Origin of the sequence: Nostoc sp. S13 (assembly GCF_029379315.1) — a bacterium.
Lineage (GTDB): Bacteria > Cyanobacteriota > Cyanobacteriia > Cyanobacteriales > Nostocaceae > Nostoc.
In genome coordinates this window covers 1-17,950 of sequence record NZ_JAQYWQ010000084.1, presented here as the reverse complement: position 1 = coordinate 17,950, position 17,950 = coordinate 1, and the positions used below count along the sequence as shown (strand labels likewise).

General features: G+C 43.7%; 17 protein-coding genes and 1 pseudogene. 9 read left to right on the top strand and 9 right to left on the bottom strand.

The window, feature by feature from the left end; genetic code table 11:
* Window positions 1–26 precede the first annotated feature (26 nt).
* Window positions 27–431 carry a DCC1-like thiol-disulfide oxidoreductase family protein gene (locus PUQ00_RS22630; RefSeq protein ID WP_300421044.1) on the bottom strand — a complete coding sequence of 135 codons (405 nt, stop codon included), beginning with the start codon at window positions 429–431 and terminating at the stop codon, window positions 27–29.
* 287 nt (window positions 432–718) lie between these two features.
* On the opposite strand from PUQ00_RS22630, the gene PUQ00_RS22625 reads away from it, so the two are divergent.
* From PUQ00_RS22625 to glyA, 5 genes are all read left to right on the top strand, one after another.
* Window positions 719–1,444, top strand: a complete 726-nt coding sequence (locus PUQ00_RS22625) for a pyridoxine 5'-phosphate synthase (RefSeq protein ID WP_300421079.1) — start codon at window positions 719–721, stop codon at window positions 1,442–1,444.
* Window positions 1,445–1,617: 173 nt separating this feature from the next.
* Complete coding sequence (locus PUQ00_RS22620) at window positions 1,618–2,337, top strand: SnoaL-like polyketide cyclase (RefSeq protein ID WP_300421043.1); 720 nt, start codon at window positions 1,618–1,620, stop codon at window positions 2,335–2,337.
* A 66-nt stretch (window positions 2,338–2,403) separates the two neighbouring features.
* Window positions 2,404–2,733, top strand: coding sequence for an MgPME-cyclase complex family protein (locus tag PUQ00_RS22615; protein ID WP_300421040.1), 330 nt, complete (start codon window positions 2,404–2,406; stop codon window positions 2,731–2,733).
* Complete coding sequence (locus tag PUQ00_RS22610) at window positions 2,702–2,938, top strand: hypothetical protein (protein ID WP_300421084.1); 237 nt, start codon at window positions 2,702–2,704, stop codon at window positions 2,936–2,938. Before PUQ00_RS22615 ends, PUQ00_RS22610 begins: the two co-directional genes overlap by 32 nt.
* Window positions 2,939–3,626: 688 nt before the next feature.
* The gene (gene glyA, locus PUQ00_RS22605; RefSeq protein WP_300421037.1) at window positions 3,627–4,910 is read left to right on the top strand and encodes a serine hydroxymethyltransferase; all 1,284 of its coding nucleotides are present in this window, start codon (window positions 3,627–3,629) and stop codon (window positions 4,908–4,910) included.
* Here glyA and PUQ00_RS22600 read toward each other — a convergent pair.
* The gene (locus PUQ00_RS22600; RefSeq protein WP_300421034.1) at window positions 4,877–5,032 is read right to left on the bottom strand and encodes a histidine kinase; all 156 of its coding nucleotides are present in this window, start codon (window positions 5,030–5,032) and stop codon (window positions 4,877–4,879) included. The two genes, glyA and PUQ00_RS22600, sit on opposite strands and share 34 nt — an antisense overlap.
* Window positions 5,033–5,061: 29 nt before the next feature.
* Between PUQ00_RS22600 and PUQ00_RS22595 the strand changes: the two genes are divergently transcribed.
* From PUQ00_RS22595 to PUQ00_RS22585, 3 genes are all read left to right on the top strand, one after another.
* Window positions 5,062–6,312 carry a competence/damage-inducible protein A gene (locus PUQ00_RS22595; RefSeq protein ID WP_300421032.1) on the top strand — a complete coding sequence of 417 codons (1,251 nt, stop codon included), beginning with the start codon at window positions 5,062–5,064 and terminating at the stop codon, window positions 6,310–6,312.
* 189 nt (window positions 6,313–6,501) lie between these two features.
* A complete protein-coding gene (locus tag PUQ00_RS22590) occupies window positions 6,502–6,723 on the top strand; it encodes a CopG family transcriptional regulator (RefSeq protein WP_300421029.1) in 222 nt (73 codons plus the stop codon).
* 686 nt (window positions 6,724–7,409) lie between these two features.
* Entirely contained in the window at window positions 7,410–8,576 is a 1,167-nt protein-coding gene (locus PUQ00_RS22585; protein WP_300421026.1) for a substrate-binding domain-containing protein, read from the top strand.
* 109 nt (window positions 8,577–8,685) lie between these two features.
* On the opposite strand, the pseudogene PUQ00_RS22580 reads toward PUQ00_RS22585, so the two are convergent.
* A pseudogene (locus PUQ00_RS22580) lies at window positions 8,686–8,808 on the bottom strand (type II toxin-antitoxin system Phd/YefM family antitoxin); the annotation flags it as partial.
* A gap of 204 nt (window positions 8,809–9,012) precedes the next feature.
* On the opposite strand from PUQ00_RS22580, the gene PUQ00_RS22575 reads away from it, so the two are divergent.
* Window positions 9,013–9,807 (top strand): DUF2993 domain-containing protein, encoded by a 795-nt coding sequence (locus tag PUQ00_RS22575; RefSeq protein ID WP_300421024.1) that lies wholly within the window; start codon window positions 9,013–9,015, stop codon window positions 9,805–9,807.
* Between the two features lie 193 nt (window positions 9,808–10,000).
* On the opposite strand, the gene PUQ00_RS22570 is transcribed toward PUQ00_RS22575, so the two are convergent.
* The 6 genes from PUQ00_RS22570 to rodA form a co-directional block, all read right to left on the bottom strand.
* On the bottom strand, window positions 10,001–11,392 hold the full coding sequence (locus tag PUQ00_RS22570) for a UDP-glucose/GDP-mannose dehydrogenase family protein (RefSeq protein ID WP_300421021.1): 1,392 nt from the start codon (window positions 11,390–11,392) through the stop codon (window positions 10,001–10,003).
* A gap of 148 nt (window positions 11,393–11,540) precedes the next feature.
* Window positions 11,541–12,491, bottom strand: a complete 951-nt coding sequence (locus PUQ00_RS22565; RefSeq protein WP_300421019.1) for an SDR family oxidoreductase — start codon at window positions 12,489–12,491, stop codon at window positions 11,541–11,543.
* 704 nt (window positions 12,492–13,195) lie between these two features.
* Window positions 13,196–15,334, bottom strand: a complete 2,139-nt coding sequence (locus PUQ00_RS22560) for a cation:proton antiporter (protein WP_300421016.1) — start codon at window positions 15,332–15,334, stop codon at window positions 13,196–13,198.
* Window positions 15,335–15,473: 139 nt separating this feature from the next.
* The gene (locus tag PUQ00_RS22555; RefSeq protein ID WP_300421013.1) at window positions 15,474–16,130 is read right to left on the bottom strand and encodes an HAS-barrel domain-containing protein; all 657 of its coding nucleotides are present in this window, start codon (window positions 16,128–16,130) and stop codon (window positions 15,474–15,476) included.
* Window positions 16,131–16,244: 114 nt separating this feature from the next.
* Window positions 16,245–16,442, bottom strand: coding sequence for an NAD(P)H dehydrogenase subunit NdhS (locus PUQ00_RS22550; RefSeq protein ID WP_292830658.1), 198 nt, complete (start codon window positions 16,440–16,442; stop codon window positions 16,245–16,247).
* Window positions 16,443–16,540: 98 nt separating this feature from the next.
* Complete coding sequence (gene rodA / locus PUQ00_RS22545) at window positions 16,541–17,869, bottom strand: rod shape-determining protein RodA (protein ID WP_300421008.1); 1,329 nt, start codon at window positions 17,867–17,869, stop codon at window positions 16,541–16,543.
* Window positions 17,870–17,950 lie beyond the last annotated feature (81 nt).

Here is a 17,950-nt window from a genome sequence, read left to right as displayed (position 1 = left end):
GCTGAAAACGAGATTTTAAAGCTACCCTATGGATTGCAGCTACCATCCGTGCAATATGACGATTCATAAGTATTAGAACGCTTACCGAAGAGTGCATAGCGATGATCGCGGATTTGTTCGTAAAAGCGATCGCCTGCCCATTTCATCCCCGGTAAGGCTCGGTAAGCGTTTACAAATATACTTCCTGCTGGCAATAACCGCCCAATCTCTTCTGCTGCATTACTACCTTGCCAACGTCTGTGAGGTTCATTGCCATCAATTAAAATCACCCCCTGTTCACAATCTTGGGCTGTAATTCCCCAGTGTAAGAGTGTCTGCTCATCTTGCATGGGAGCATAGCGAAATAAATTTCCCTTGTCTAAGGTTTCTAGCAATTGCACTAGAGTAACGCAGAGATTACAATTCCCGTCGTAGATTATGTAGTAATTCATAGAAATAACGGCTTTTTTGCAATTGACTTGTCAGATGTGTATGGGCGTGGTCAACAAAATACCAGACAATCACCCATCTTACCAACTGGAGAGCAAAAAATTTAATTTCCGAACGTACAGCCAGAGTAAAGATCAAACCAGCAAGATAGAAGTAACAACTGTCAAAGTAAATATTGGAATCCGGTGTTAACGCATAGCTGTACAGAGATTGTTAGTACAGATAATATAAATAAGGAGAGTGTCAAGAAAGAAATTTGGCATATACGTGGATTCGGGAGAAATTTGGGGTGTCTACACTTGGTGTTAACATTGACCACATCGCCACTATCCGACAAGCACGCCGGACGGTGGAACCAGACCCAGTGGCGGCGGCGGTACTGGCAGAATTAGGGGGTGCAGATGGGATTACGGTGCATCTGCGCGAAGATCGGCGGCATATCCAAGATAGAGATGTGCTGCTGTTGCGGCAAACAGTGCGATCGCATCTTAATTTAGAAATGGCTGCTACAGATGAAATGCTAGCGATCGCTCTCGATATCAAACCAGATTATGTAACTTTAGTCCCTGAAAAGCGCGAAGAAGTCACAACAGAAGGCGGACTAGATATTATCGGGCAAATTGTTAGAATAAGTAAGATTGTCGATAAATTGCAAAGCGCTAGCATTCCAGTTAGTTTATTTATCGACGCAGAGCTACCACAAATCGAAGCATCTGTCAAGGTGAAGGCGCGATTTATTGAATTGCATACCGGACAATATGCTGAGGCTAAGGATGAAACAAATCGCCAGCGAGAATTAGCCGTATTAGCTAAAGGCTGTGAACAAGCGATTAAAGTTGGATTGCGAGTCAATGCTGGTCATGGACTCACCTACTGGAACGTCTATCCGGTGGCTGCGCTTCCAGGCATGGAAGAACTGAATATCGGTCATACCATCATCAGTCGGGCAGCATTAGTCGGTATAGAAAGGGCAGTCCGTGAGATGAAACAAGCTATAAGAGGGAATGGGGAATAGGGAATAGGGAATTGGGCAATTCAATTTTGGATTTTGGATTTGAGATTTTGGATTAAATTTCAATCTAAAATCTCAAATCTAAAATCTAAAATTCTTACTCCCCACTCCTTTAAACTGAGGGATTGTCTCTGCGAAATCTAGAAATTGGGATCAAATCTTCAGCAAGAACTTCTATGAGCGCAACACAATCTAACAACCTGCCGCTTTGGGTACAAGATAGAGATAAGGTGATAGCAGAAAGCACTGATGTCGAGTGGCGCGATCAAACACCGCCTGATTATTCTCGTTCAAACGAGAATCTCGCCCAAGAAAGTAACTACAATCACCTTGAAGGTACACTGGAAGCGATCGTACAAAACTTAGTACGAACCTTTGAGATGGAGGTATCCTTCAAAGCTAACCCGCAACAGTGGCTGTCTATTGTGAATGACAAGTTTCGTGTGAGTACCAATGGTGGAGTAGAGTACACAGCAGCAGATGTATCAGCCCAAGGTACTTACAATTTATTTATGGCTGATTCAGAACATTACAAGGCTTCAGAAGAAACCTTTGAATCATCCGGAAAACTCTTCTACACAACATTTCCCCAAGGATTTCCTTGGGAAGTGGTGGAAGTTTTTTCAGGGCCACCAAATGTGACATTCAAATGGCGGCATTGGGGACATTTTAATGGAGAATATAAAGACCATGCACCGACTGGAGAGACAGTAGAAATTATCGGCATGAGCATTGCAAAAGTTAGCGATGACTTGAAGATTGTTTCCTTAGAACACTACTTTGACAATAGTCTGTTCTTGGAAAAGCTAACATCTGGTGGCAAACAGACAAAAGCTGAAAACCAGAGAAGTGCTTGTCCGTTCAGTTCTTGGTTCAAGAAATCCCCCAAAAGTTAGTTTTTAGGGGTACAGATTGTAGCACTGTACCCTTAAATTATTTACATAGACAATCAAAGGATGAAAATGCAAACATACTATTACGTTTTGGCCAGTCAACGCTTTCTTCTTCAAGAAGAACCGATACACGAAGTTATCAAAGAGCGCACCCGTCACTACCACGAGCAAGAAAAACAAATAGATTTTTGGTTGGTTGAGCAACCAGCTTTCTTGGAAACACCGCAGTTTACAGAGCTAAAGGCGAAGTGTCCCCAACCAGCAGTAGCGATTATTTCCACTAATCCCCAATTTATTACTTGGTTAAAACTGCGTTTAGAGTACGTCATCACTGGTGAATTCCAGGCTCCTTCTGAGACAATACCAGATGCCTTGGCATCGTTGGCTACTGTTTCCTGATCTAAGTATTGAGTTAGGGGACAGGTTACAGGTGACAGGTAATACAGAACGCGAACCGCCATGCCCTATTCCCTCAAAAGTATCTGGTAATTCGGCTTTGTCAGATACCCCGCCCCTTGTGGGCGGCCTTTTAACTCAGCATTCTTCATTGAGACAGAGGGCAGTATTCCGGGAGCATCTGAGTGAAAAAAAATATACCAGATGAGAAACAAGACTCTTGCTGCCTCTCCGTGGGTTCGGAGTGGGTTGGGGTGAGGTTTTACAAGGCTTTTTACGAAAATGAGATGCTCCCAGTATTCCTCCTGCAATAACTGCCCTCTGTCTTCTGCCTTCCTCAAATTAGACTTTACAAACATTATCTTAAGTTTTACAGCGTAGAACGTAGGAATTGAGCGATCGCTTAACAATGACGCAAGAATTCTCTGGGCTGGCACAATGGAAGTAAACTTTACCTACAAGACTTACCTACTCTGCCTCCTGGTATTTTTTAGTTCGTCAAATTCACGTTCAACTTACAATCTTGCTGCCACTTGCCCACTTTTTTACACCATCCCCAGTCTTTGTATATTCCCAACTCCTGACTTGGAATTTACTACGCTGTTACACTGAAGGGCTCAACTTTGGATCACATAGAAGCGATCGCAGAAAAGTTCAATTAACGCAGGTTCAAAAAGCAAGGTTATGATCATTAATGCATTAATCTAGCTTGGGTCTAATAATAAATAAGTTGGCACAAATAAACCTCCATACTGCGGAGACGATTAATTGCCTCCGTAGAGCAGTCAAAATCATTAAACTATAGACTTTGGGCTATAGACTCTTGAAAATGGACTGTTAGGTGCTATATCCAACTAAAATCAGCCGTTGTACAAATTTCCACAAGGATAATTGAAGTGACTAGGACTAATTCAGACTTTCTTGCCTCCACTGATCCGGCGATCGCGGAGTTAATCAACGACGAACTACAGCGTCAGCGAGACCACTTGGAGTTGATTGCTAGTGAAAACTTTACCTCTGCTGCTGTACTGGCGGCTCAAGGTTCGGTACTGACAAATAAATATGCCGAGGGATTACCTGGTAAACGCTACTATGGCGGTTGTGAGTTTATCGACAAAATCGAGCAACTAGCGATCAACCGCGCTAAACAGATATTTGGTGCTGCTCATGCGAATGTGCAACCGCATTCTGGCGCACAGGCCAATTTTGCAGTATTCCTATCGCTGCTGCAACCAGGGGACAAAATTATGGGGATGGATTTGTCTCATGGAGGACATCTCACCCACGGTTCACCTGTAAATGTCTCAGGTAAGTGGTTTCAAGTTAGCCACTACGGTGTCAGCGAACAAACAGAACAACTTGACTACGACCAAATTCGGGAGCTGGCGCTGAGGGAGCGTCCTAAGCTGCTGATTTGTGGTTATTCGGCTTATTCCCGTATAATTGACTTTGAAAAGTTCCGTAGCATTGCTGATGAAATCGGCGCTTACTTACTTGGCGATATTGCCCACATTGCTGGTTTAGTTGCTAGTGGGCTTCATCCTGATCCCATTCCTCATTGTCATGTAGTAACAACAACTACACATAAGACTCTACGCGGCCCTAGAGGTGGTTTAATCTTGACCAGCGACGCAGAACTAGGTAAAAAGCTAGATAAAGCTGTTTTTCCTGGCAACCAAGGCGGGCCATTGGAACACGTCATTGCTGGTAAGGCAGTAGCTTTTGGAGAAGCCCTGAAGCCTGAGTTTAAAACCTATTCTGCCCAAGTGATTGAAAATGCTCGAACTTTGGCAGAACAACTGCAAAATCGGGGTTTAAAACTAGTGTCAAATGGCACTGATAACCACTTGATGCTCGTGGATTTACGTTCTATTGGGATGACGGGTAAGCAAGCGGATCAGCTAGTTAGTACAGTGAATATTACTGCTAACAAAAATACAGTTCCCTTTGATCCGCAGTCGCCATTTGTGACTAGTGGACTGAGGTTAGGTTCGCCGGCAATGACCACGCGGGGCTTAGGAGTAGCAGAATTTACCGAGATTGGTAATATTATTAGCGATCGCCTGCTTTCTCCAGATTCCGACGTAGTTACCAAAGATTGTCGGCAACGGGTAGCAGCATTGTGCGATCGCTTCCCCTTATATCCTCACCTGGAAATTCCTGTACCAGCACTAGCATAGGGCATAGGGCATGGGGCATGGGGCATGGGGCATTGGGCATTGGCTATTGGGCATTGTTCAATAATCAATAGTTCTTCCTCCCCTGCCTCCCCACTCCCCACTCCCCACTCCCCACTCCCCACTCCCCACTCCCTCTCTCTCCCTTTACCCAATGAGTGCAGAAATTATTTGTGTTGGTACTGAACTGCTGCTAGGAGATATCCTCAACGGCAATGCTCAATATCTCGCCCAACAATTAGCGCAACTAGGTATCCCCCACTACTATCAAACAGTGGTTGGGGATAATCCAGAACGGTTGAAGCAAGTTATAGAAATTGCTATTTCCAGAGCGCAAATTCTCATTTTCACTGGTGGACTCGGCCCGACACCAGATGACCTCACCTGCGAAACGATCGCCGATTTTTTTAAAGTCCCCTTGGTAGAACGCTCTGACATCATCGAAGACATAATCCAGAAATTCGGCCAACGTGGTCGAGTTATGTCACCAAGTAATCGCAAGCAAGCTTTGATTCCCCAAGGTGCAGAAATTCTACCCAACCCGACTGGAACAGCACCCGGTATCATTTGGCAACCCCGCCCTGAAATCACGATTTTTACCTTTCCCGGTGTTCCCAGTGAAATGCATCCGATGTGGGAAGAAACAGCCGTCCCCTTTCTCAAAAGTCAAGGTTGGGGTAAAGAAATTATTTACAGCCGGAGTTTAAAATTTTGGGGTATTGGTGAATCGGCTTTGGCGGAAAAAGTTGCTTCCTATTTGAAGTTGCCAAATCCCACAGTAGCCCCTTATGCAGGTAAGGGGGAAGTCAGATTGCGAGTTTCTGCTAAAGCAACTTCAGAAGCAGCAGCAGAAGCCCTAATTGCGCCCATTGAGAAACAAATTAAAGAAATTGCCGGACTAGATTTTTACGGCATCAATAATGATACTCTTGCTACCGTGGTCGGTCAGTTGTTGCGGGCATCAAAAGAAACGCTTTCGGTGGCAGAATCTTGCACTGGTGGCGGTTTAGGGCAAGTGTTGACTGATATTTCTGGGAGTTCTGACTACTTTTGGGGTGGAGTAATTTCTTATGACAATTCGGTGAAGGTTGGACTACTGGGGGTTAACCCAGAAGATTTAGATAAATTTGGGGCGGTAAGTGCTACCGTTGCAGAGCAAATGGCAATTGGAGTCAAAACCCGCCTTGCAACAACTTGGGGATTGAGTATCACTGGTATTGCTGGCCCAACTGGAGGCACAGATACTAAGCCGGTGGGTTTAGTTTACGTTGGTTTAGCTGGGCCAAAGGATGAAGTCGCAAGTTTTGAGTATCAGTTTGGTACAGTGCGAGGTCGAAATTTAATTCGTCATGTGAGTGCGAATGCAGCGTTAGATAATCTGCGGCGGAAGTTGTTGACGAGGTAGGAGGTATGTTAAGTTTGTCATACGATTTGTATGACAAGCGAACCTAACGATGCGAATTAATACGCGATTAGATGAAGAGTATGTTGATAAACTAGCTTAGGATTTGTGTAAAAATAACCTGAGCAATTTTTGTGTGAAAGCTAGATTTAGCAAGCTATTCCAAATAAATTTTGTACAACTTATTTTTACATGATGCCTTACATCCAACAGCAGACTAATCAGGCAGTAACAGATGTGATTAAGTCTGCCCTTGAATTATATTACCAGCAGCTTCACCAGCAACAAAAGAATGCATTGTCAATGCTGACCCAAACAGGCTTTATCGGTTGTGGTGAGGCAGATTCGGATCTGTCTGTAAATTATAAGTCAATTTTGAGAGATGGCTTGAAAGCTAAGTATGATTATCGTTGATACTGGGCGACGCTACACCGCATGAAAAAGCCCAGCCATTACACAAATACTACAAAAAATTTTGGCGCTAAAACCCTTGATTTATCGTTAAACAGTTACTTGGCGATTATCCAAGTGAGCTACTACAATCCTCAATAAAAGCCTTACACAACAATACTTTTGAGCTATTCCTAGTTTTCTGTTCCAATGATTCTCATACCCCGTAGTACGCGATAGCTTGAAATAACTCTAGAAAAATTTAATTAATCCATAAGCAAAATTTAATATTAACCTAACTCACACTTGTTGAATTTTATGATGAACTGTAGAGCGTAGGTAGAGGATTACAGTTTTAATTTCTTACCAAAAATACTGTAGTTCCCTGTTATAGCAACTGATGCTAATACTGGCATTTGTCGGGCAGCTTATATTATATTTGGAATGTTTTGAGAGGTTTGGAAGTTTCAATAAGAACAGAATTCCCATGACTCTTTACTGCTCTTAATGCCTTCTTACATATTTAAAGTTTTGCCTTTAATTTGCTCTAGCTCTACATTTTTCAGCGTTTTGTGCAAACTATTGATTGATCAATAACCTTTTTCATGCCAGTTTTTGAGCTGAGAGAAGGTGATTTATAATCACCAGTTTGACAGTTGATTTGCATTTGATATGGTGTGGAACCGGAAATTAATTTGAAGGAGCAAGATATGGCTTTTTATCCTAATCGTCAATTGACCCATTTGGCAAGTTCAATTTCTGTACTTGCCATCACAATTGGTTTAGTAGCAGGTCAATCTGCTACTCAGATATCTCTAGCTCAGACCGTAGTTAATGGTGTAGGTGCAAGCACTGTAAATCCTTTATTTGCAGGTTTAAAAACACTCTATCCGAACATCACATATTCTCCAGTTGGTAGTGGCGCAGGATTAACAGCTTTTTTCACTCAAACCCCACCATCGGGTACTCCTGGCCCAATATCTTTTGCAGCTAGTGACGACCCTGTAGCAGGTACAGAAACAGTTAGTGGCGGTCGTGGCTCTTACGTCCAAGTGCCTGTGATCGGTGTTGGAATCACATTAGCTTATAACGCTAGTGGTCTTACTATACCAGCAGGTGGAATCAAGCTTTCACGAGCTAGTTACTGTGGTATTTTGAACGGTAGCATCACGAATTGGAACAATACCAGCATTAGTGCAGATAACGGCGGTGCAATAATTGCAATTCTACCCATCAAAGTTGTACATCGTACTGACTCAAGTGGTAGCACTTTTGTTTTAACTAGTCATCTCAATACTGCATGTAAGCCTGCTGCAACTCCAGGTATTCCAGCAGCTGATGTATGGAAAAAAGGAGCGGGTACAACTGTTAGTTGGCCAAGTACTTTCATTGGCGCTAGTGGTGGTGGTGGTGTAGCCACTGCGATCGCAACTACTAAAGGTGCTATTGGTTATGTAGATAGTGCTACCCGTTTAAGCAAAAGTCTACCTGCGGCAGTCTTACGTAACAAGTCAGGTAATTACACTGCTCCCTCAACATCTGCAATTACAGAGGCTCTTCTAGGTGGAACTATCGTAAAATACGGTGCTAATCCCAATAACAGGCTGATTAGAATTGATAATTTGAACGATCCAACCCGTCCACTTGCTTATCCCATTTCCACAGCAACTTATTTCTTGTTTTATGACATATATTCAGATGCTAGCATAGCAAGTGGTATTAAAACCTTGATCACCTTGGCTTTGGGATCAGCTGGGGATACTTTCGTTACATCTCTCGGATATGCTCCTCTTCCCGCACCCATTAAAACTGTGTCTACAGGTGTTGTAAATACTTGCGTAAATACTGTTTATGGTACTTCTCCTTGCACCCCTTAGGTTTATAAATTGACCTAGCAGCCTGCTTTTCCTCGGTTTGAGCGATCAGTATTGCAGGTCGCTACCAAAAATCCCTCTTCCAGATTGGTTGAGGGATTTTTGGTAATTTTTCTGCTTTGCCATTCACGGTTAACACCACCGGTTGTCCAGTTTCCTTCATTAGCTGAATAAATTTAGAAGTATTGCGCTTGAAGCTTGAGAGGGAGTGAATATCTCGAACAATGTTCAGCATGACTTTGATTATGCATTAAATTTGCACTAAATATAATGCTAGCATTCATATTATTTCATCAGATTAGTAATATTTGACACATTTAACTATTTGCCATCAGCCATCTCATACTTACCCATCAGCACAATTAATCACGGGATCGCTTGCTGTATCCTTGACAATTTGTTACAAAAGTACAAATAACTTCTAGAGACCCAAAACCACATGTTCGGCGGACTTACTGGTTTACAAGATCCTAAAGGCACAGATTGGGGAGAGCGGATGCTCAACACAGTCGCCAGCCAAACGATTCGCCACCTGTTTACCCAAAGCGAGTCAGTAGAAGTCTTTGTGCGCTGCTACCCCTCCAGCAAACTCTTGCAAGGCAGCATTGATAGCTTTAAAATGAGCGGTCGTGACTTGGTGATTCGGAAAGATTTCGCGGTAGAGGAGATGTCTTTTGAAACCGATGCGGTGGCTATTGACTTCGGCTCAGTTTTAAAGGGCAAACTCAATCTTAAGCAACCCACTCAAGCGATCGCTCAGGTAATTCTATCAGAAGCAGGCATCAACCAAGCCTTTAATGCGGAACTGGTCAAAAAGCGCCTGCTTAATCTCACCGTACCATCCCTGACAGCATTATCTGGCGGTGAACCAGTCTCCTTTACCGAAGTTCAGGTACAGCTATTACCTGAAAATCGGTTGCAGCTTGTAGCAAAAGCAGATTTAAACAATGGCGAACTCGTGCCCCTGAGTATGACCTTAAGCATAGGCATTGAAAGGCGGCGGCGGGTTTCTTTCAAAGATCCGAAAATTGAACTTGACCAAGTGCCACAAGCGCAACGGGAAATTTCGCAAACCTTGAGCGTGGCGCTGGTAGAAATTTTGGATAATATGGTCGATTTGGATCGTTTTGACTTGGATGGCGTGAAAATGCGGCTAAACCGATTAGAAACTGAAGGTCAAAAACTTATTTTCAGTGGATATGCTGAAATTGAACGTATTCCACATAGCGCTTGACATAAAATAATCACGCAAAAACGCCAAGAAAAGTAAAGCTTTAAACAAATTAAATACCGCCTAGATGATTCTAGGCGGTAGTTTAAATCTTTAGATTTTGAAGGAAGTTAGGAGTTATTAATTATGGGTTGTATTAATTTTTTTTATCACTCCTAACCGGAGGCGGAGCGTCTCCGGCTCCGCTCCTAACTCTCTACCGTCCCACACCTACATATTGGAATCCAGCGCGTACCAGTGTTTCGGGGTCGAGGAAGTTACGACCGTCGATGATAACGGGGTGGGCCATCAATTTTGCCATCTTCACATAGTCAAGAGTGCTGAACTGCTGCCATTCGGTGACAAGTACTAAGGCATCGCAGCCATCAGCTAGTCTTTCGGCATCGGTTTCGACTAGCACACCAGAAAGCCCATGACGTAGACCTGTTTGGGAAACAATCGGGTCGTAGGCTTTGACTTTGGCTCCCAGTCGGTTTAGCTGCTCAATTAGGTTGAGGGCTGGGGCATCGCGCAAGTCGTCGGTATCTGGCTTGAAGGTCAGTCCGAGTAGTCCGACTGTTTTGCCTTTGAGAATTTTCAGAACTTGTTGGAGTTTCTCCAGAGCAATCAACCTCTGGCGCTCGTTGACACTGACAGCAGCCTTCAGTAGCTGGGCTTCATAGCCATAGTCATCAGCAGTGTGAATCAGAGCTGAGACATCTTTGGGGAAGCACGAACCACCCCAACCAATACCAGCTTGTAAAAACTTGTTACCAATGCGCGAATCTAAACCAATACCTTTGGCTACTTGGGTAATATCAGCACCGACGCGATCGCAAATATTAGCAACTTCGTTAATAAAACTAATCTTAGTGGCTAAAAAGGCATTAGCGGCGTATTTGATCATCTCCGCCGAACTCAGGTCTGTTGCCAAAATTGGCACAGGAGGTAAAGATTGATCCTCAGCGTACTTGCGTTCCACAATTGGGGCATACAGTTGTTGCATTAACGCTACTGCCCTTTGACTATTGCCTCCTAGTACAATGCGATCGGGGTTGAAGGTGTCGTGAACTGCCGAACCTTCGCGTAAAAACTCTGGATTGCTGATTACATCAAACTGGGCTGCAATCTCAGGTAATTTCTGCTCAATCGCTACCCCACCTGCGGTTACTAGTGTTTTCTGCCGTTCAGCAATCCCATCTAGAACAAGCATCCGCACCCAGTCACCTGAGCCAATGGGTACTGTAGATTTATTCACTATGACTTTATAACCACCGTTGAGATTTTCCCCAATCCCACGGGCTACAGCTTCGACGTAACGAGTATCACTTTCACCAGTGGGTAAAGGTGGTGTTCCCACAGCAATAAACAGAATTTCCCCGTGGGAAACTCCAGCAGCGAGATCACTAGTAAAATGAATCTTCTCTGTTTGAATCGCAGACTGTATAATTTCTGAGAGTCCCGGCTCAAAAATTGGGGACTGCCCAGACTTCATTAACTTAACTTTTTCTTCGTTGTTATCTACGCAAATTACATCATGCCCAATATGAGCCAAGCAAGCACCTGTAACTAAACCAACGTAACCAGTACCAATCACGCAAACACGCATTTTTTAACTCCTCACTTTTTTCGGGTTAGTTTTCAAAAAGAAGTTCTCAATTTAACACTTACACACTGCCAGGAAACTCAGCCACTAAGCATACTAGCTAGCGATAGGGTGAGCCTGCATGAAAATTCAGAGCGACGCTAGACGCTACTTAGGTGGTTGAATTATTGACATCGCTTTGAATGCGATCGCTAAAATCTTCTATTGTTAGTTTTAGCCCCTCTTGCAGAGCAATGGTAGGTTCCCAATTTAACCAAGTTTTCGCCTTTGTAATATCAGGCTGGCGACGTCGGGGATCGTCCGAAGGTAGTGGCTCGAACTTAATTTGCGCGTCCGGGTTGATCATGTTTTGCACAGCTTGTGCCAATTGTAAAATCGTGTATTCACCAGGATTGCCCAGGTTTACTGGGCCAATGTAGTCGCTATTCATGAGGCGGATGAATCCTTCTACCAAATCGGAAACGTAGCAGAAACTACGAGTTTGCGAACCATCACCGTACACGGTTAAAGGAGTACCCCGCAAGGCTTGAACTATAAAGTTGCTCACCACCCGACCATCGTTTTCCAACATTCTCGGCCCGTAGGTGTTGAATATCCGAACAACTCGAATATCAACTTTATTTTGCCTGTAGTAATCAAATGCTAGAGTTTCAGCAATTCTTTTACCTTCGTCATAGCATGAACGTATCCCAATCGGATTGACGCTACCCCTATACTCTTCAGGTTGGGGATGAACTTCTGGATCTCCGTATACTTCGCTAGTTGAAGCCAAGAAAAACCTAGCTTTCACACGTTTAGCCAGCCCCAACATATTCAGCGTTCCGATTACGTTAGTTTTAACGGTTTTAACTGGGTTGTACTGGTAATGTATCGGTGAAGCAGGACAAGCTAAATGATAAATTTGATCCACTTCTAACCGAATTGGTTCGGTTATATCGTGGCGGATCAGTTCAAAGTACGGATGACCTAACCATTTAACGATGTTGCGTTTATGACCAGTGTAAAAATTATCCAAGCATATTAATTCATGCCCATCGCTCATTAGTCGGTCGATGAGATGGGAACCAATAAACCCAGCACCGCCCGTCACCAAAATTCTCATAGTTTCCCAGTTACTTACAAAATTTTCAGTAGCTATTGCACTTACTTTTAGATTACCCAGCTTGGAGACAAAAATACAAAACGAAAAAAAAGAACAAGGCTCAATCAAAAAGTGTTGTTGAACTTACTTATTTTTATCCGGTTGTAGTTTTGTAACATTTTTACCTTTTTGCTTAACAATTTAATTAGCAAAATAACAAATTTAGTCTCAAAGTTGTCAGTTTTCCACCTAAAGTTCATCAAATCTTCAATAAAATAGAGCGTTTTTATGGTTATTACTGTTCTCAATGGGATGCAAAGTCGCAGGGAATAGGTTGAAATTCGTCAAATTTCAAGGTCTTACAATAGACTTATCCGGAAATGAGAACTTTATTTGGCTGAAACCTAGCTCTGGAGAGGGTTTTAGAGGTTCCTGTTTTATATAAGCTAAAAAGCCAGCTATGTAAGGGTTTCAGCTATTTTGAGGTTTATTTGTGGATAAGTCTAATTATCCAAATATTTGCAATAGTCAAGTTGTGGCGTGTTTGCTAACATTCCACCCTCTACTTAAGTGCAGAGGCTCAGATTATTTCACGAAATTCCTCCTACAAAACTTTGGTAGGGACGTACATCTGTACATCCCTACAGTCGATTCATTTGTTGCCAAGATTTTTATCAATGCGATGCCTCTGGGGGGCTACGCCAATGTAGCCCAATTGCACTCAATCATACAGCAGATGTAATGCTGCTAACCGTCTTAGACATAACTAGATTTGTGGTTTGAGTACGCTGCGGTTCTCCAAGCATGACAATGGAGCAAGTGAGTTGTCTGGCTAACTGGGTTGTGACATCGCTAATGGCTAACCCTCCAGGACTGGTACGATTACGTATAAAAGGTAAAACTACTAAATCATATAATCGTGCTGCCTGCAAAATTGCTTGAGCAACATTTTCATGAGCGATAATTTGAATTTCTGGGGTATTGGTCAAAGCTAATTTAGATACCATTAGGGAGAGATGCGATCGCCGCCAAGCAATTTTACTGGAACTAGTGCGGCGATCGCACACATTCAGCACAGTAATGTGGCTCTGATTTGCCTCTGCCAACATCTGGGCAAATTGTACAGGCTGTAATGTCGGTGATGTTAAGTTTTCTACTGGTACTAAGATGCGCTGAATTTTTTTCGGTGATTCTACTAGACGTGTCACCGCTACAGGACAATGGGATGCCCAAAGCACACCATCAATCACATTCCCAAATAAACGCGCTCGTAACCCAGTCCGTTTACCCCAACCCATAACAATTAAATTAGCCTTTTGTTCACGAGCAGCTCTGCTAATTCCCTGAGCAAAGGCATCATCAATTCGCAGCATTGGTTCTGCGGCCACGCCCAATACTCGACTGTGTGCCGTGGCTTTGGTTAATAACCGCTCACTCCGTTCTAGAGACACTTCTAACTGCGGTGCATCCATGTGGGCGGCAGCAGTAGCGATCGCCAGGGGTATAATTTTGCCATGAGACTGATGCGCTAATAAGGCCGCCATTTCAATCAAATACTGCTCGGTCTGAGGATTATACACAGGTACGACTATAGTAAAAGCACTGTCTGTTTCTGGTGCGTTCTGGTCAGGTAGGGTTGGTACTCGATCTGCCACTGGCGAGGAATTCAAACCAATAGCTATTCGACTGGTGATTAATGGCCCCAAGGTTGATGTGACAAGCATTAAGACAATGACGCTGTGTAATACTTCTAGTGGCAGCAACTGGGCCCGATATCCGACTAACGTTGCTGCTAAAGTTGTACCAACCTGGGGAAGTGATAGCGACCATATAGTTAGCATTTCTTGCCAGCTATAGCGGTAAACTAGTTTTGTCAACAAAGCGGCAATCAATTTACTGACAATCAAACCGACTATGATCAACAGTGTTAACTTGAGCGTGTCCAGGTTGTTCACAAAGGCGGGTAGATTGATCAGTAAGCCAAGGTGAACAAAGAAAATGGGAATGAACAGCACACTGCCAATAAATACCACCTTTTCTTTGACTGGGCCTTCACCTACAGCTTCATTCACCGCTAAACCCGCTAAAAAAGCACCAACAATTTTTTCTACCCCCATCAATTGAGCGCCTACAGCCGCCAGAAACACAGAAAGCAATACAAACAAAAACTTGTTTCCTTCGTCGTCTCCAGACCGCTTGAAAAATTCTTTGCCTGCCCAATCAAAGCCTGTCACAACGGCAACAGAGTAAATAATTAACCAACCCGACAAGGTGAGTAGTTTAGCAAAGCTGAATACTCCAGCATCAGCGACGGCTACACAAATGGCTAAAATCAGCACTGCGCCAATATCTGTAAAAATCTTCGCTCCAATGGTGACGCTAACAGCTTCGTTGTTTATCACTCCCAAACGGCTGATTATGGGATATGCCAAAAGGGTATAAGAAGCGAATAAAGAGCCAATTAATATTGATATATTCCAGCCATAGCCGAAAATCAGCCCTACTAAGGTTCCGATTGCCAGAGGTATACTGAAAGTCAAGCTAGCAAACCCAAAGGCACGACTTTTCTGGCGGCGGAACTGTTCTAGATCAACTTCTAGCCCGGCGACAAACAGCAAGTAAATTAATCCAATGTCTGATAGCAAGTTAATCATTGGCGGGTCAGACTGAAGTAGATTCCAGCCTGAAGGCCCAAGTACTAGCCCTGAGAAAACCAAACCCACTAATCCTGGTAATCTTAGCCGCTCAAACATGATGGGTATAACTAAGATGACCACTAGCAAAATAGCAAAGGGAACAATTGGTTCCTTGCCAAGAACTTGGGAAGTTGGTTCCAGAACAAGAACTTGTGATATGAGTTCCATAGGTAGGAATTGAAGGGGCTATGGTAAAACTGCGATTACCTTGGGGCTGATCGCCTGATTGATCAATAGAGAAGCCACCTGATGAACAATCAAAATTCTTAACTTACACTAACTAGGCAACTGTTTAAGAACTAACTACCTACGGGTGGATTTGACTCAAAATGAACCGCAAGCGATCGTAGTCGTCTTTAAGTAGCACACTCAAGTTACGTCCAGCTTTAATTAGCCATTCTCGGTCAGCTTTGCGTAATTGGTATACATCTCGAATTGCAGCTGCGGCCAAAGACTCTATTGGCGCACCGTTAATACAAAGCAGTGTCCGCAAAAAATCTAGTTCTTCAGTAAATTTAATGATTGCTTCTGGTTCACACCGATAAACAGCTTGATGAATTTGCGGGGGACGGGGTGGTAGATATTGATATATTCTTTGGTTATAACCTCGATTCTGGGAAGACTGCTCAAATCCCACGATCGCAGCCCGGAATTCAGTTCTGAGCATGGCAAAGATTTGGGGTTGTTCCTCGCGTAAATCTTGCAAAGACAACCCCAAGGCTCTCGCCCGGTGTACTGAATCTATGGGCATAGTTGTGGCATAATACACTACAGCATAAATTTGATTGCCAGATTCTTCATCTACAGAACAAACCCAACTACCAAAGGGTGGCATCGAGGGAAAGCTCAAATCTTTTGGTTCCAAACACTGGGCTAAAAATTCAGTACTAGTAGTCTCAATCACCTCCGCAATGTGGTTGGGATGGCGATCGCCAGTGGCAAACTGTGGTAGGGGGAGGCGCATAACAATAATAAGTTAGGAGTTAAAAGTTAGGAGTGATGAGTTGAGGAATCATAACTCCTAACCGGAGGCGGAGCGTCTCCGGCTCCGCTCCTAACTCCTAACTCCTAACTAATCTTATTTGGCTTTTTTACGTCCAGCTGTGGTTTCTACGAGTGACAATTCGCTCAGGCGGAAGGTAACTAATTTATCCCAGTTACCACCTTCAAATAATACGGCTACTTTGCCATCACTCACCCGTTGCACGAGTCCTTCGTAGCGATAATAAGTATCTGCGGCATTCTTAACGCGAACAGTTGCTCCAGGCAGGATCATGTTTTTAGCCTCGCTTGTTTCCTTTTAATAGCTTAATACTTGTGATTAGTCCTTGGTTCTTACAAATGACAAATCACCAATGACTAATGACTACTTCATCAATAATATTTCTGTCTTTGTCGAAAATTTGCTACCGATTCTACTATTCCCAAGGAAATGAAGTTGGTCAGCATAGCAGAACGCCCATAACTCATCCAAGGTAGGGGAATTCCTGCCACAGGCGCTAAACCAACAGTCATGCCAACGTTCACAATCACCTGAAACACGATCATGGAAAAAACGCCAATAGCCAACAAGGAACCAAAGTTATCTTTGGCGGTTTGGGCAACATGCAGTAGACGCAAGGAAATTAAGGAGAAGACAAACAGCACTACCAAACAACCAACAAAACCGAATTCTTCCCCGACTGCGGAGAAAACAAAGTCTGTATGCTGTTCCGGTACGAAATTCAGTTGCGTCATTGGCCCCTTGAACAGACCCCATCCCCAAATTTCACCAGCACCAATCGCAATGCGAGATTGAATTAGGTGATACCCAGCACCGAGTGGATCGTGATCGGGGTCCATGAATACAGTTAGCCGATTTTTTTGATAGTCTTTCAAAATATGGTTCCAGGCGAAGACTCCTAATTCGCCACCCAAGATATTGAGACTCCACGCACTAATAGCGCCGAAACCAAATCGCCGCCAGGGGAGAGTTCGCCAGCCCACAATAGCCATCGCAACTGACCAAATTAGCCCTAATGGCCCAAAAGCTAATGGCCCAAAAGATAATCCTTTAAATAAAACTATCGGCTCTATTAATGGCCAAGATATACTAAACAAAATGGCAGCGACCACGGGAGAAATCATTAGAATTAACCAGCCTGGGTTAGCATTTGCCCAGTAAAGCATTCCTAAAACGATCGCACCAAATACCAGTGATGTTGCTAAATCTGGCTGCAAAAATACTAATCCCCAAGGTATAGCGGTGATTGCCAGAACGCGGAAAACACCTTCGATGCTAGAAGCAGTGCGCCTGTGTAGCAAAGCTGCTAAGGTGATGATCATCCCGACTTTGGCAAATTCTGAGGGTTGGACGTTAAATCCAGCGATACTAATCCATCGCTGCGCCCCTTTGGCGCTAGTACCTGCAATCATCACAGCGATTAAGCTAAAGTTCGTCAGTACGTATGTGACCCAGTGCCACTGCATCAAGATTTCGTAACGGGTGCGAGATAAAAACAGGGCTATAAGCACGCCAATAGCCGCTACCATCCAGTGCCACCACCAGTCAGTTACTGGCTGCTTCAGTTCCGTACTGAGGATCATGATGCCGCCAAAGATGCTGACAGCAATCGGCAAACAAAAAAGTAGCCAATCTACATCCTGCCAGGGCTTAACCCAAGACTTCCAGCGAATTTTGGGGAGCGATCGTTTTAACAACATTGTGCCAGTTTAGACTTTTTTAAGTTTTGGGCATTGGGCATTGGGCATTGGGCATTGGGCATTGGGCATTGGGCATTGGGC